Raw genomic sequence first — 14,578 nt, forward strand, 5'->3', positions numbered from 1 at the left:
TATTTGATTGTCAGCCTTGAGTTCTAGGAGGCTAAATCTCTAGATTATCGATCAAGCGAGTTTTGCCAAGCTTGGCCGCAGTCAGAATGACTAAAGGCTCTTTGGCATCAAGCGCAGTATTGCTGGGGCTAGCCAAATCACTTTGCTGCCGAATCGCAATATAGTCTGGCTGCCAGCCCCTATTTGTGAGAATCTCAAGCGCGCTAGCTTCAATCTTTTTCAATTCCTCAGGGCTCTGTTGCTTGAGCCCCATCACTTGCTCGCGAACCTGTTGCAATAGTTTCTGTAACTCAGGGGCTTCACGACGTTCATCTACTGATAAATAACCATTGCGAGAAGAGAGGGCAAGGCCATCTTCTGCGCGAATAGTTTCTGCTGGAACAATATCGACTGGTAACGCAAACTGTTTTGCCATTTGACGAATAATCATCAACTGCTGGTAGTCCTTCTTACCGAATACGGCAACCTTGGGTTGTACGCAAGAAAAGAGTTTGAGCACTACGGTGCAAACACCTTGGAAGAAACCGGGCCTGAATTCTCCTTCGAGAATATTGCCTAACTGATTGGGGGGTTCTACTCGATACTCTTGAGGCTGGGGATAGAGATCTTTTTCAGTAGGCGCAAATAATACATAGACACCTTCTTTTTCTAGTTTCTCAATATCGGCCTGCATTGTCCTTGGGTAGCTATCGAAATCCTCATTGGGACCAAACTGCAGGCGATTCACAAAGATGCTAGCGACTACGGGGTCGCCGTGCTGGCGCGCTAAGCGCATCAGAGATAAATGCCCCTCATGGAGATTGCCCATGGTGGGCACAAAGGAGGCACGGTTTTGACCGCGCAAGTGGTCGCGCAGCTCTCCAATATCGCTAATGATTTTCATGCGCTGGGGGTATAGGCTAAGCGCACGTAGATGGGAGCGTAGGGCTCGGCTTGGGTAATCTCAATTAAGGCTTCACGAGAGAGCTCAAGCATCGCAATAAAGTTCACAATCACGACAGGTACCCCTTTTCCAGACGCAATAGCATCTTCAAAGAGTTCGCTGAATTCGACAAAACGGGTATTTTGCAGACGACGCAAGATCCGCGTCATGAAATCGCGCACAGACAATTCCTCGCGAGTGATGGTGTGATGTTGATTGAGTTTGGCACGGTGGAGAACATCGCGCCAAGCCATTTGCAGATCTTCTAAGTTGACTTCGGGCCAGGTGACTGCGACGGTAGTATCGACATGGCCATGTGCAATCTGGAAATCACGCCCCTGTTGCGGGATCTGGTCTAGTTCTTGAGCTGCCAGCTTCATACGCTCATATTCCAGCAAGCGACGAACCAGTTCTGCGCGTGGATCTTCTACTTCTTCCTCGCTATCAGCCTTCTTCATAGGCAACAGCATGCGAGATTTAATTTCAATCAACATCGCTGCCATTAATAAGTACTCAGCGGCCAGCTCGAGATTATGGTGACGAATCTGATCGATATAGCTCAGATATTGCTGGGTAACCTGTGCCATCGGAATATCCAGCACATTGAAATTCTGTTTGCGGATGAGGTAGAGCAATAAATCCAGCGGACCTTCGAATGCCTCTAAGAAAACTTCTAAGGCATCTGGTGGAATGTAAAGATCGGTTGGGAGTTTGAAAAGCGGTTCACCGTACAGCTTGGCAAACGCCTCTGACATCCCATCAGTCACTGCAGGAGTGCTATCTAGTAATTCCGATAGGGGTGCTGCGCTCGGTTCAGTCATTCGAATACACGTAAGCGCGCTGTTTCAATTTCGCTGCTTTGGCGCGGCGCATATCTTCCACGCTCTGGGGTTCTTGATCCCAAAGAAGGGCGCGACCCTCTTGCTGAGCTGCCTCAAGATTGGGTTTCTCAGTTTTCATTTCGTTTAAGAACTTGGTGAAATCAGATTCGTAGCGGGCCATGGTATTTCCTAAATTCTCAATTAAATCAATAACTTATAGTTTTATTGGCCAAGGATTTTTGACCACACAAACATCATTATTAACGATTTTTAGTCGCTCTCGACCAATTTCCCACTTCTAGAGATTTGCTGCCAAGAGGCTGTCAATTTGGGTGGGCTCAACCCGAGTCATCAGGTGTTGATAAGGCTGGACTGGGTTCTGGCTGTTCAACGGTGTATTGATATCTTCCCAGTGCATTGGCTTGAGAGATAAAAAGGTTTCTACGCCTTCGGCCACTTTAGGCAATACCGGTTTGAGATACAAACTCAAGGCACGGAATGCTTCTAGGGTAACGCTGCAGACGCGCTGCAGATCCGCTTCGCGTTCTGGATTTTTGGCAATTTCCCAAGGTTTATTCTCATCGACGAAGGCATTCACTTTATCCGCTAGCTCCATCACACTTCGTAAAGCTTTAGCAAATTCACGACCTTCATACAAAGCGGCAATTTTTTCACTCGCTCCTCTAACCTCCGTGAGCAGAGGGTCATTCATCGCCTCATCGGAAACCACTCCAGAAAATCGTTTCACTAAGAAGCCTGCGCTACGACTTGCAATATTGATGTACTTACCCAGCAAGTCGCTATTCACTCTAGCAATAAAGTCTTGCAAGTTCAGATCCAAGTCTTCCATGCTGTCATTGAGCTTGGTCGCAAAGTAATAACGGAACCATTCGGGATTGAAGCCGGATTCAATGACGCTGTGCGCAGAAATCAGAGTGCCACGGGATTTACTCATCTTTTCACCATCGACGGTTAAGAAGCCGTGAGCAAACACATTCGTAGGCGTGCGGTAGCCAGCAAAGTGCAATGTAGCTGGCCAAAAGAGGGTATGGAAATACAGGATATCTTTGCCGATAAAGTGGTACTGCTCGGTTGTGGTGTCAGGCTTAACCCACTCCTCGAAATTCAGACCCTTTTGCTGGCAGTAGTTCAGGAAGCTGGCGTAATAGCCGATGGGGGCATCAAGCCAGACATAGAAATACTTACCAGGGGCATCCGGAATCTCAAAACCAAAGTAAGGCGCATCGCGTGAGATATCCCAGTCACCTAGCTTACTATCGCCCGCTTCGCCAACCCACTCTTTCATTTTGTTGCGCGCTTCTGCTTGAAGGGGAGTCTTGACTTGAGTCCACTCGCGTAAGAAGTTCTCACACCGAGGGTCAGATAGTTTGAAGAAGTAGTGATCGGAAACTTTTTTAATGGGCGTGGCGCCACTGACCACAGAGTAGGGATTCTTTAGATCGGTAGGCGAGTAAGTTGCACCACACTTCTCGCAAGAATCACCATACTGATCTTTAGCACCACACTTAGGACATTCGCCCTTGATGAAGCGATCAGGTAAAAACATTTCTTTGACGGGGTCATACGCTTGCTCAATCGCGCGTTTCTCTATCAGACCGGCATCACGCAGTTTGAGATAAATACTTTGAGAGAGCTTCTCGTTCTCAGGGCTATCAGTGGTGTAGTAGTTGTCAAAGGAGATTAAAAAATCATCGAAGTCGCGCTTATGTTCTTTCCAAACATTGGCAATCAGTTCTTTGGGGGTGAGCCCTTCTTTTTCAGCGCGGAGCATGATGGGGGTGCCATGGGTATCGTCAGCCCCAACGTAATGTACCTCGTGCCCCCGCATTCTCTGGAAGCGGACCCAGATATCGGTTTGAACGTATTCCACCAAATGGCCAATATGAATCTGACCATTGGCATATGGCAGGGCTGAGGTAACAAGAAGGCGACGCGGAAGGCTACTCATGCAAAACAGGCTTGATCAAATAAGAATGAATATACGATTATGCTGGCTTAGGCTGATGGTTCTGCAGTAATTTTAGTCTGCGGTTAAAGTTAAGCCCGATTGTTGACCTAATAGAGAAGGTGTTTTATGGCTGATTCAAGCCCCATTCAGATGTCTAATGCTTCAGTGCCCCTGGTGCACGAGGTCCAGATTGTGGATGAAGCAGGGCGCCTGAAAACCACCTTTATCCCTGGCGAGCGGCCCTTGACTATCTATCTTGATAAGCGCGAGATCGTGACCCTAATGACCTTAGGAAGCGCGCCAGAAGCCCTCGTTTTGGGCTATCTACGCAATCAACGCTTGGTGGAGTCGATCGCTGATATTGAGAGTATTCAGGTGGACTGGGAGACAGATTCAGCGGCAGTTAAAACCTATCGGAGCTCGGTTGATATTGATGCTCTGACGAGTAAACGGGTAGTCACTACTGGCTGCGGACAAGGGACGATGTTTGGGGGCTTGGTAGAGGAGGTTGAGGCAACTCGCTTACCCGATGGCCCTAGCTTGAGCCAGGAGGCGATTGTGGCCCTGATCGATACAATTCGGACCCACGATACGATCTATAAGCAGTCCGGTTCAGTCCACGCCTGCGCAGTCTTTGAGCGCTCGGGCCCAGATCAGGTGCACTTGCTCCATTTCATTGAAGATGTTGGTCGCCATAACGCCGTTGATTCAATCTCGGGTTTGCTGTGGCTAGACGGTAAGCCAGGCAAAGATCTGATCTTTTTCACTACCGGACGCCTCACCTCGGAGATGGTGATTAAAGGGGCGCAGATGGGCATTCCTTTTCTGATGACTCGCTCTGGCATGACCTTAATGGGGCTAGAGGTGGCTCGTAAAACCAATCTCACCCTCCTGGGGCGCTGTTCTGGCAAGCACTTTGAGATCTATAACGCCCCGGAGCGGGTGGTATTGAGCAAAGTGGCCTAAGAGAGGGATAAAAGCCGCCCAAAAGGGTGGGAAATGACTTGCGAAGGTTTTACAATCCCGCCATGACTATTAAATCAGACCACTGGATCCGCCGCATGGGCGCACAAGGCATGATCAGCCCATTTGAACCCGGACAAGTTCGCCAAGATACTGCCGGCCAAAAAATCGTGAGTTATGGCACTTCAAGCTATGGCTACGACATTCGTTGCGCGAATGAGTTCAAGATTTTTACCAACATTAACAGCACTATTGTTGACCCAAAGAACTTTGACGAACAATCGTTTGTTGATTTCAAGGGTGATGTTTGCATCATTCCGCCGAACTCCTTTGCTTTAGCAAGGACAGTAGAGTTTTTCAAGATCCCTCGCAATGTTCTAACCATTTGCGTTGGCAAAAGTACTTACGCGCGATGCGGAATTATCGTGAACGTAACGCCATTCGAGCCTGAGTGGGAAGGCTATGTGACGCTGGAGTTTTCTAACACCACCCCATTGCCAGCCAAAATTTATGCTGGTGAGGGTTGTGCCCAAGTTTTATTCTTTGAAAGCGATGAAGTCTGCGGTACCTCTTACAAAGATCGCGGCGGCAAATACCAAGGTCAAAGCGGCGTTACGCTGCCTAAGACCTAATCTATCCCATTCTCTAATCGCTTGCGAACCTAAAGGGTCCTCATGAAATTCCGTTTCCCTATCATCATCATCGATGAAGACTTTCGTGCTGAGAATATCTCTGGCTCGGGTATCCGCGATTTGGCTGAAGCGATTGAAACCGAGGGCATGGAAGTCATTGGCTTAACCAGTTATGGTGACTTAACTTCTTTTGCTCAACAGGCTTCACGTGCATCGACATTCATCGTGTCGATTGATGATGAAGAGTTTGTCTCGGATTCTGAGGACAATGATTTACCCGCATTGAATAATTTGCGTGCCTTTATTGCCGAAGTACGTAAGCGCAATGAAGATATTCCCATCTTCCTCTATGGCGAGACCAGTACTTCACGCCATATGCCTAACGATATTCTGCGAGAGCTGCATGGCTTCATTCATATGAATGAAGACACTCCTGAGTTTGTGGCACGCCATATCATTCGCGAAGCGAAGGTCTACTTGGATTCTTTGTCCCCCCCATTCTTCAAAGCCTTAACGCATTACGCTTCAGAAGGTTCGTATTCATGGCATTGCCCCGGTCACTCTGGTGGCGTGGCATTTTTAAAGAGTCCTGTCGGCAGAATGTTCCATCAGTTCTTTGGTGAGAATATGCTCCGCGCTGACGTTTGCAATGCGGTTGAAGAGCTAGGTCAGTTGCTTGACCATACCGGCCCAGTGCTGGCGAGTGAACGTAATGCTGCCCGCATCTTCAATGCAGATCATCTGTTCTTTGTTACTAACGGCACTTCGACTTCCAACAAGATTGTTTGGCACTCCACTGTTGCCCCGGGCGATGTGGTCTTAGTGGATCGTAACTGCCATAAGTCCGTGATTCATTCAATCACCATGATGGGCGCGATCCCGGTCTTCTTGATGCCAACCCGAAACCACCTCGGCATTATTGGTCCAATCCCGAAAGAAGAATTCGAGTGGGCCAATATTCAGAAGAAGATTGATGCCAACCCCTTCATTAAGGATAAGAAAGTCATTCCTCGTGTGATGACCTTAACCCAGAGTACATACGACGGCATTATTTATAACGTCGAAATGATTAAAGAGATGCTCGACGGTAAAGTGGATTCTTTGCATTTCGATGAAGCTTGGTTACCTCATGCGGCATTTCATCCTTTCTATAAAGACATGCATGCGATTGGCTCAGAGCAAAAGCGGACTAAAAAGAGTTTGATGTTTGCTACCCAATCGACTCATAAATTGTTGGCTGGTTTATCTCAAGCATCGCAAGTGCTAGTACAGGACGCTGAAGAACGTAAATTGGATCGCGACTGCTTCAATGAATCTTATTTAATGCATACCTCGACTAGCCCACAGTACTCGATCATCGCTTCTTGCGATGTATCAGCAGCCATGATGGAATCCCCAGGTGGTACTACTTTGGTGGAAGAGTCGATTGCAGAGGCAATGGACTTCCGTCGTGCCATGCGTGAAGTCGATGATCAGTTTGGCGCCGATTGGTGGTTCCAGGTTTGGGGTCCTGATCATATTGCTGAAGAAGGTATCGGCGAGCGTTCGGATTGGGTGCTAGAGCCGAATGCACCGTGGCATGACTTTGGCAAGTTGGCTCAAGATTTCAACATGCTGGATCCGATTAAGGCCACGATTGTGACGCCTGGTTTGGATATTGATGGTAAGTTTGGTGAGATGGGTATCCCCGCCAGTATCGTGACTAAGTACTTGGCTGAGCACGGTGTGATTGTCGAGAAGTGCGGTTTATATTCCTTCTTCATCATGTTCACCATTGGCATCACCAAGGGTCGCTGGAATACCCTCGTGACCGAGTTACAGCAATTCAAAGATCATTTTGATAAGAACATGCCGCTCTGGAAGGTGCTTCCTGAATTTGTAGCCAAGCATCCTCGCTATGAGCGGGTTGGTTTAAAAGATATCTGTCAGCAGATTCATGAGTTCTACAAGAGTCGTGATGTGGCGCGCATGACTACTGAGATGTATACCTCAGATATGGTGCCTGCAATGTTGCCAGCAGAAGCTTGGGCTAAGATGGCGCACCGCGAAGTAGATCGTGTGCCAGTCGATAAGCTCGAGGGCAGAATTACTGCCATGCTAGTGACTCCTTATCCACCAGGCATTCCCTTGCTCATTCCAGGTGAGCGTTTTAACAAACGCATCGTTGACTATCTCTACTTTGCACGTGATTTCAACGAGAAGTTCCCTGGCTTCGAGACTGATATCCACGGCTTAGTCAAAACCGAAGCGAACGGACGCACCGAGTACTACGTTGATTGCGTCAGAGCGTAAAGAGCAAACTACTTTAGATCACTACGCGCCTGCTTGATCGCGCGTAGTACTTGCTCAGGAGCAGTGCCACCAGCGTGTTGACGTGATTGCACGGAACCTTCAACCGTTAGTAGCGCAAAGACATCGTCACCCAAAAGCTCTGGACGACTATCTAGGCCACAGGCAAAGCGCAACTCAGCCAGACTAAGATCAGTCAACATGCAATTTCTGCCAACGCAGGCTTTGACTGCATGCGCTACAGCTTCGTGCGCATCACGGAAAGCCAACCCTTTTTTGACTAAATAATCAGCCAAGTCGGTGGCAGTCGCAAAACCTTCTTCAGCAGCCGCTTTCATGATGTCTGCTTTGACTTCGATATGGGGAACCATGTCAGCAAAGATACGGAGAGTGTCTTGCACGGTATCTACCGCATCAAATAATGGCTCTTTATCCTCTTGGTTATCTTTGTTGTAAGCCAAGGGCTGGCTCTTCATTAAAGTTAGGAGAGATATCAGATCACCATAGACGCGACCAGTCTTGCCGCGCGCTAATTCAGGGACATCAGGATTTTTCTTTTGCGGCATGATCGAGCTACCCGTGCAAAAGCGGTCGGGCAAATCAATGAAGCCAAAGCGTGGACTCAACCAGAGCACCAGCTCTTCAGATAAGCGGGAGATATGCATCATGAAAATGGATGCAAAGGCGCAAAACTCAATTGCGAAGTCTCTGTCTGAGACGGCGTCTAGAGAGTTATTGCAAATGCTATCGAAGCCCAGAGAGCGTGCAACATGCTCGCGATCGATTGGATAAGTAGTCCCGGCTAACGCTGCTGCACCTAGGGGTAGGCGGTTCAAACGCGCCCGTAAATCCGCTAGGCGGCCAGCATCACGCGTAAACATCTCGTAATAGGCCATCAAGTGGTGGCCAAATGTAATGGGTTGCGCAACTTGGAGGTGAGTGTGTCCAGGCATGATGGTGCCCGCATGCTGCTCAGCCAAGTTCAAAAACGCAGAACGGAAGAGGGTTAACGAAGTATTAATTTCATCTACGCTGGCCCGCAGCCAGAGACGCAAGTCGGTAGCGACCTGGTCATTACGCGAGCGACCGGTATGCAAACGTTTGCCAGCATCACCAATTAATTCAGTGAGACGAGCTTCAATATTGAGATGGACGTCTTCCAAGGCAAGCTGCCAATGGAATTGACCGGCTTCGATTTCTGCCTTAATTTGCGCCATCCCTTTTTGAATATCAGCCAGATCTTGGGCGCTAATAATCTTTTGCTTTGCCAACATTTCAGCATGGGCGAGGGAGCCCGCAATATCGACTAAAGCGAAGCGCTGGTCAAAGCCAATCGAGGCGGTATACCGCTGCACCAGTTCGGAGACGGGTTCATTAAAACGGGCCGACCAAGCTTGGGCTTTGTTGGCGAGAGAATTTTTAGTTGAGCTCATAAACACAGTATATTGCTGTAGGTCTTTAATTATTTTAAATGTGATGTCCCAAACCCCTCATTCTTCTCCTCAGCCCAGCCGTTTGGTTATAGCTTCCCGCGAAAGTCGCCTGGCCATGTGGCAGGCAGAATATGTCCGGGATTGCCTCAAAAAGTGCTACCCCGACTGTGAAATCATCATTTTGGGCATGACCACCAAGGGCGACCAGATTTTGGATAAGGCGCTTTCCAAGGTTGGCGGTAAAGGTCTTTTTGTCAAAGAGCTGGAAGCCGCTTTAGCTGATGGCCGAGCAGACTTGGCGGTGCACTCCTTAAAAGATGTGCCCATGGTGATGCCGCAAGGTTTCGAGCTTGCTTGTGTGATGACTCGTGAGGATGCGAGAGATGCTTTCGTATCCAATGATTTTGAAGGTTTAGAAGACTTGCCCGAGGGTGCGGTGGTAGGGACGTCTAGTCTGCGCCGTGAATCGATTTTGCGTGCCCGCTTTCCCCATCTGGTGATCGAACCCTTGCGAGGCAATCTAGATACTCGTTTAAGCAGGTTAGATCGAGGCGAGTACCAAGCCATTATTTTGGCTGCAGCCGGTTTAAAACGTCTTGGCCTAGAGCATCGGATTCGGGTATATCTACCAGCCGATATCTACACCCCAGCAGCAGGCCAGGGTGCCTTAGGAATTGAGACCCTTGCGAGTCACCCTCAGATCAAGCAATGGTTAGCGCCCTTAAGTGATTTACCCACTTTGCTGGCAGTTTCTAGCGAACGGATGGTATCTCGTCAATTGGGCGGGTCTTGTGAGGTACCCCTTGCAGCTCATGCTGTCTTTGAGAATCAGCAAATGCAAATTCGCTCATTTGTAGCGAGCGTTGATGGCAAAACGGTCTGTAGAGCGATTGCGAATGCACCAGTGCAAACCGTAGCTGAGGCAGAAGCTTTGGGCTTAGTAGTAGCTCAAGATCTCATATCTCAAGGTGCGGCCGCTTTATTACCCAAGTAAAACTCTGACAATCAAAGTGAATACAAAAACTATTGTTATCACGAGGCCAGTTGGTCAAGCACGTCACTTAATGGAGTTGCTGGGGGCAGCCTTATCCAAGCATGTCACTCCTCAGTCACCGCAAATTCTGTCACTGCCTTTATTGACGATCATTCCTAAGACGGATGATCGGCTGAGTTCCGAGATCATCGGCGCTATGCAAGATACAGATCTCGCCATCTTCGTGAGTCCGAATGCAATTGAATGCACCTTACGATTAATTGAGTGCGCATGGCAAGACTTGGCTAGAGACATTATTCCTATTGGTGTGATGGGTGGTAGTAGTGCGCTGGCTTTGCATCATCACGGTATTGGCTCGGAGGAGACCCTCACACCGATTCTGATGCCTGAGCAAAATGGGCAATGGGATTCAGAGGGGCTATGGCAGGAGTTGCAATCACTTGCTTGGGATTGGTCCAGTAAAAAAGTGGTGATTTTCAAAGGCGAGGGTGGTCGGGACTGGCTTGCAGAAACCCTCCAAACTGCAGGCGCAACAGTAGAAGCGATATCGGTCTATAGCCGCATACCGCTTGCCATTGATAACCCTGCATGGCTACCGATTCATGAAATGAATTTCACTGACTCGCTATGGGTCTTAACTTCGTCAGAAGCAGCTCGGTATTTAGGTAATGTGATCGAGGATCAATTTCGGCAAAGTTTGAACGATGCCAATGCACTTTGCTCTCATGACAATATTGCCGATGCTGCTGGAGCAGCAGGCTTTTCTAAGGTCCTGATGTCTGAGCCCGGCGATGAGGCTTTGATTCGGGCGAGTATTGCTTGGCTCGCTAGTTAGCGATCACCCAACAGCGCAGGTAGGAAGACTTCACAAACTAAGATTGGTTTGCCTTTCAATTGATAGACCGTCCGTCTTGCCCACAATTTTGATGGTAGTTCTGGGTGGACCTTCTTAAATTGCCTCCACAATGGATCACGTTTTGATAAATAGATGATCTCTCGCAAGACTTTGCGTTGGGATGCATGCGGCATCTTGGCAAAGAGAACAGCGCCAAGTGGTTTACTGCCTAGGCGTAATATGCTCTGATTACCACCTTGAGCGCTACTAGTGGGTATGACGCTGCGGGCAATGACTAAAGGGGTATCCCCCTGGCATAGCAAGACTTCCCGAATACGGCAACGTCTTGGACGCAAATGAAAATAGCGACTCTCGTCGCTATTGAGGGTTTGACGGCTATCCCGCAGAACCCGAACTTCGAGTCGCTGCGCAATATGCCTTTCAATTTTTTGAGTTAGTGAGCCAGTGTCACTAAGCCATGCTTGCCATCTGCGAGGCGCAAGATGAACTTCACCAGAATCGACTCGATTCCATTCAGAAAGGAGGCGACGCTGGTGAGGCATTTTTAGCTACCGCTAAAGTTCTTGCGTTGACCGCCAGACTTTGCTTTAGCAAAGCGAGGGCCGGCTGGACGTGAGTCACCTGATCGTGCAGGACGTGAGTCAGCAAATCGGTTGCCGTTACTTGGACGCGAGTCTCCAGAGCGAGAATCCGATTGGCCACCTGAGCGCGCCTCAGAGCGAGCACCGGAGCCATAACGACCACCACCGCCACCACCTGAGCGACCACCACCAGGGCGTCCGCCACCACCACCACCGCCACCACCAGGGCGTCCGCCACCACCACCAAAGCTAGGTTTGGCTTGTGGCTCAAGACCTGCGATGACTGAGGCTGCAATATCTTGCTGTGTAAAACGCTCAATATTACGGATCTTGGCACGATCGCGATGCTCAACTAGGGTAATCGCAACACCGCTGCGGCCAGCGCGACCAGTACGACCGATACGGTGCGTATAGTCTTCTGGTTTCATTGGCAGGCCAAAGTTAATCACATGGGTGATACGGGGTACATCAATACCGCGAGCTGCTACATCGGTTGCTACCAAAATCTTGGTATGCCCTTTGCGCAAAGACTCTAGGCGACGCATCCGCACAGCCTGAGGCATCGCGCCGTGGAGGGCACTTGCTTCATAGCCATTAGCACGTAAAGTGTCAGCAATTTTTTCACTTTCAATTTGAGTGCTTGCAAACACAACGGCTTGATCTAATGTGGCATCCGCCAAAATATGCTCAAGCAATTTATGTTTATGGGACATGCTGTCAGCCCAATGCAACTTCTGTTCGATATTGGCGTGCTTTTCACCTGCATGAGCCAGTTCAATACGCTGAGCATCTGTAGTCAACTCGTTAGCCAAAGACATAATCTTTGGAGCAAAAGTTGCAGAGAACATCAACGTTTGGTTACGACCGGCACAACGCTTATCAATCGCTTCAAGGTCATCGGCAAATCCCATGTCGAGCATGCGATCAGCTTCATCGATCACGAGTTGTTTGACATCATCCAGACGAATAGCTTTGCTGTCGCATAAGTCGAGTAAACGACCTGGAGTCGCAACGACGAGCAATGCACCTTTAAGCGCCTGAATTTGTTTGCCATAAGGCATACCACCCATGACGGTGGCAATGCGGATTCCTTTGAAGCCGCGCACGAGGTTTACGGCATCAGCGGTAACCTGCTGAGCTAGTTCCCGAGTAGGGCAGAGCACCAACACTTTAGGTTGTGCTCGACCTGGTACTGGTGAGCTATTGGGATTGCTCTCGATGAGTTGGTTAATCAATGGCAACAAAAATGCTGCCGTCTTGCCGCTACCGGTTTGGCTACTGACTAACAAATCAACACCAGTTAAGGCCGCAGGAATAACCTGAGCTTGTACTGGAGTTGCGTGAGTAAAGCCTAATTCAGCAACGTTCTTGAGGAGTGGTGCCGCGAGGGCAAAAGACTGAAAAGTACTTTCAGCGTGTTTTGAGTCCGTAGACTCGAGTTTCGTTTCTTTAGAAAAAGTCATGCTATTACACATCCCCTTTAAGGGATGTCTCCGTTTGTGCACCCAATGTTTTTTAGGGGTGCGATGGTCAAGGGCATCGACCATCAGACAAGCGGCAGCGTTGGTATGTTTATGACTTCTAAACGAATCGCTGAAATATAGCTGGGGGGCGATGAATCAAATTGCTTTAAAAAGCCTCCCATTATGGCAGTTTGGGGGCGTTAATACAAGGGTTTCCCCGACTTATTTCATTAAACGCAGTAAAAGCTCGGTTTTCTTGCCATAGGGAGGGCGCGCCATATTCGTGCCTTTGAACATCTTGATCCCTAAAACACTGTGAACTTCTAAAACCGATTTTTGATGACTCAATGCATCAAAGCCGGTTTTACCTCGATAGGCACCCATGCCACTGGCACCGATACCACCGAAAGGTAGTGTCTCGAGTGCAGCGTGTAAGAGTGTATCGTTGATGGTCACTCCACCAGAGCGCGTTTCATTGATCCAGCGCGCTTGATTTTGACGATCGCGTCCAAACCAATACAGGGCTAAAGGGTTGGGTTTGTGATTGACATAAGCAATTGCACTATTGATATCGTCAATCACGACGAGCGGCAGAATAGGCCCAAAGATTTCTTCTTGCATGACTTGCGCATCTTTGCTGACATTGAGTAATGCGACTGGCATGAAGCGCAGATCTATTTCATTCGATAACAAAGGAATCACTTGGGCACCGCGATTGGCAGCATCTTGAACTAAGAATTGCCAACGGGCTAATTGTTCTGCATCGATTGGGCCGGTTAATGGAGTATCGCCAGAATATTGCTTTTGAGCAGCTTGCTTAAGCTCTGCAACAAATGGATCTAGTTGATCTTGTTGTAACAACACATAGTCAGGAGCAATACAAGTTTGACCTGCATTCATCAACTTGCCGTAAACAACGCTGGCAGCAGCATCCGCAAGTTTGGCTGATGGATCAATCACTGCTGGGGATTTACCGCCAAGCTCTAGCGTTACTGGTGTCAGGTTTTCTGAAGCAGCACGCATGACTTTTTTGGCAATCACTTCTGAGCCAGTAAAGAATAAGTGATCAAAAGGGAGTGAAGCAAAAATCTCAGCGACATCGGGGCCGCCAGTGGTGGCACAAAATTCGGTAGGATGAAAATATTCTTGAATGAGTCCTGCCAAGAAACCCGAGGTCCGTGAGCTACGTTCTGAGGTCTTAAGCCAGACCCGATTGCCCGCAGCGATGGCCGCGATGGCGGGCAGCAGGGCTAGTTGAATCGGATAATTCCATGGGCTCAGAATGCCAACCACACCAATAGACTGATTTTCAATCCAGGCCTGTGATGAGCCTAAAAATCCTGGTACCTCGACTTGGCTTGGTTTCATCCACTCTTTAAGATGCTTGCGGGTGTACTTGCAAGCTTGATAAATCATGCCAAATTCAGCTAAACGGGTTTCCATCGGGTGTCTGAAGCCAAAGTCCGCCTCAAGCACCTTGCAGATCTTGTCCTCATTAGCTGCAATCATCTCCTCAATTTTGCGAATTCGCTCTAAACGAATCTCCAAACTGGGATTGGGTTCTGCAGCGTAGGCTGTTTTGATTTCTTCGAGCTGGAGGGTAAAGCGATTCATTGGCTATTGAACTCTGCAAATAATGGAATAAAGCAGTAGGA

The 14,578-nt window shown here is 48.7% G+C and carries 13 protein-coding genes; 5 read left to right on the forward strand and 8 right to left on the reverse strand.

Going from position 1 to position 14,578, the window contains the following annotated elements; all coding sequences use genetic code 11:
• Positions 1–31: 31 nt before the first annotated feature.
• From panC to metG, 4 genes are all read right to left on the reverse strand, one after another.
• Complete coding sequence (gene panC / locus ICU98_RS02475; RefSeq protein WP_215352589.1) at positions 32–883, reverse strand: pantoate--beta-alanine ligase; 852 nt, start codon at positions 881–883, stop codon at positions 32–34.
• Positions 880–1,743: a ScpA family protein gene (locus ICU98_RS02480; protein ID WP_215352590.1), complete on the reverse strand. Its 864-nt coding sequence runs from the start codon at positions 1,741–1,743 to the stop codon at positions 880–882. The genes panC and ICU98_RS02480 overlap by 4 nt, the downstream gene beginning before the upstream one ends.
• Positions 1,736–1,924: a DUF3460 family protein gene (locus tag ICU98_RS02485; protein WP_215352593.1), complete on the reverse strand. Its 189-nt coding sequence runs from the start codon at positions 1,922–1,924 to the stop codon at positions 1,736–1,738. Before ICU98_RS02485 ends, ICU98_RS02480 begins: the two co-directional genes overlap by 8 nt.
• Before the next feature lie 117 nt (positions 1,925–2,041).
• The gene (gene metG / locus ICU98_RS02490; protein WP_215352596.1) at positions 2,042–3,712 is read right to left on the reverse strand and encodes a methionine--tRNA ligase; all 1,671 of its coding nucleotides are present in this window, start codon (positions 3,710–3,712) and stop codon (positions 2,042–2,044) included.
• Between the two features lie 126 nt (positions 3,713–3,838).
• Between metG and ICU98_RS02495 the strand changes: the two genes are divergently transcribed.
• The 3 genes from ICU98_RS02495 (at position 3,839) to ICU98_RS02505 (ending at position 7,599) form a co-directional block, all read left to right on the forward strand.
• Positions 3,839–4,678: a formate dehydrogenase accessory sulfurtransferase FdhD gene (locus ICU98_RS02495; protein WP_215352597.1), complete on the forward strand. Its 840-nt coding sequence runs from the start codon at positions 3,839–3,841 to the stop codon at positions 4,676–4,678.
• Positions 4,679–4,740: 62 nt separating this feature from the next.
• Positions 4,741–5,307 (forward strand): dCTP deaminase, encoded by a 567-nt coding sequence (gene dcd / locus ICU98_RS02500; protein ID WP_215352600.1) that lies wholly within the window; start codon positions 4,741–4,743, stop codon positions 5,305–5,307.
• Between the two features lie 42 nt (positions 5,308–5,349).
• Complete coding sequence (locus ICU98_RS02505) at positions 5,350–7,599, forward strand: arginine/lysine/ornithine decarboxylase (RefSeq protein WP_215335314.1); 2,250 nt, start codon at positions 5,350–5,352, stop codon at positions 7,597–7,599.
• Positions 7,600–7,607: 8 nt separating this feature from the next.
• On the opposite strand, the gene argH is transcribed toward ICU98_RS02505, so the two are convergent.
• On the reverse strand, positions 7,608–9,029 hold the full coding sequence (gene argH / locus ICU98_RS02510; RefSeq protein WP_215352602.1) for an argininosuccinate lyase: 1,422 nt from the start codon (positions 9,027–9,029) through the stop codon (positions 7,608–7,610).
• Positions 9,030–9,072: 43 nt separating this feature from the next.
• Between argH and hemC the strand changes: the two genes are divergently transcribed.
• Together hemC and ICU98_RS02520 are read left to right on the forward strand one after the other, a co-directional pair.
• Complete coding sequence (gene hemC, locus ICU98_RS02515) at positions 9,073–10,023, forward strand: hydroxymethylbilane synthase (RefSeq protein WP_215335318.1); 951 nt, start codon at positions 9,073–9,075, stop codon at positions 10,021–10,023.
• 16 nt (positions 10,024–10,039) lie between these two features.
• On the forward strand, positions 10,040–10,858 hold the full coding sequence (locus ICU98_RS02520) for a uroporphyrinogen-III synthase (protein WP_215352604.1): 819 nt from the start codon (positions 10,040–10,042) through the stop codon (positions 10,856–10,858).
• Here the strand turns inward: ICU98_RS02520 and ICU98_RS02525 are convergent.
• The 3 genes from ICU98_RS02525 to ICU98_RS02535 all read right to left on the reverse strand — a co-directional run bounded on the left by ICU98_RS02525 (position 10,855) and on the right by ICU98_RS02535 (position 14,537).
• The gene (locus ICU98_RS02525) at positions 10,855–11,421 is read right to left on the reverse strand and encodes a chorismate lyase (protein WP_215352605.1); all 567 of its coding nucleotides are present in this window, start codon (positions 11,419–11,421) and stop codon (positions 10,855–10,857) included. The genes ICU98_RS02520 and ICU98_RS02525 overlap by 4 nt on opposite strands.
• A gap of 2 nt (positions 11,422–11,423) precedes the next feature.
• The gene (locus tag ICU98_RS02530; protein WP_215352606.1) at positions 11,424–12,923 is read right to left on the reverse strand and encodes a DEAD/DEAH box helicase; all 1,500 of its coding nucleotides are present in this window, start codon (positions 12,921–12,923) and stop codon (positions 11,424–11,426) included.
• 222 nt (positions 12,924–13,145) lie between these two features.
• Positions 13,146–14,537, reverse strand: coding sequence for an aldehyde dehydrogenase family protein (locus ICU98_RS02535; RefSeq protein WP_215352607.1), 1,392 nt, complete (start codon positions 14,535–14,537; stop codon positions 13,146–13,148).
• Positions 14,538–14,578 lie beyond the last annotated feature (41 nt).

This window comes from Polynucleobacter sp. MWH-P3-07-1, from assembly GCF_018687555.1.
GTDB lineage: Bacteria > Pseudomonadota > Gammaproteobacteria > Burkholderiales > Burkholderiaceae > Polynucleobacter.

Bases quoted from the DNA above. Each gene is read 5' to 3' on its own strand.
- panC (WP_215352589.1), bottom strand. From the start codon at position 883: ATGAAAATCATTAGCGATATTGGAGAGCTGCGCGACCACTTGCGCGGT.
- ICU98_RS02480 (WP_215352590.1), bottom strand. From the start codon at position 1,743: ATGACTGAACCGAGCGCAGCACCCCTATCGGAATTACTAGATAGCACT.
- ICU98_RS02485 (WP_215352593.1), bottom strand. From the start codon at position 1,924: ATGGCCCGCTACGAATCTGATTTCACCAAGTTCTTAAACGAAATGAAA.
- metG (WP_215352596.1), bottom strand. From the start codon at position 3,712: ATGAGTAGCCTTCCGCGTCGCCTTCTTGTTACCTCAGCCCTGCCATAT.
- ICU98_RS02495 (WP_215352597.1), top strand. From the start codon at position 3,839: ATGGCTGATTCAAGCCCCATTCAGATGTCTAATGCTTCAGTGCCCCTG.
- dcd (WP_215352600.1), top strand. From the start codon at position 4,741: ATGACTATTAAATCAGACCACTGGATCCGCCGCATGGGCGCACAAGGC.
- ICU98_RS02505 (WP_215335314.1), top strand. From the start codon at position 5,350: ATGAAATTCCGTTTCCCTATCATCATCATCGATGAAGACTTTCGTGCT.
- argH (WP_215352602.1), bottom strand. From the start codon at position 9,029: ATGAGCTCAACTAAAAATTCTCTCGCCAACAAAGCCCAAGCTTGGTCG.
- hemC (WP_215335318.1), top strand. From the start codon at position 9,073: ATGTCCCAAACCCCTCATTCTTCTCCTCAGCCCAGCCGTTTGGTTATA.
- ICU98_RS02525 (WP_215352605.1), bottom strand. From the start codon at position 11,421: ATGCCTCACCAGCGTCGCCTCCTTTCTGAATGGAATCGAGTCGATTCT.
- ICU98_RS02530 (WP_215352606.1), bottom strand. From the start codon at position 12,923: ATGACTTTTTCTAAAGAAACGAAACTCGAGTCTACGGACTCAAAACAC.
- ICU98_RS02535 (WP_215352607.1), bottom strand. From the start codon at position 14,537: ATGAATCGCTTTACCCTCCAGCTCGAAGAAATCAAAACAGCCTACGCT.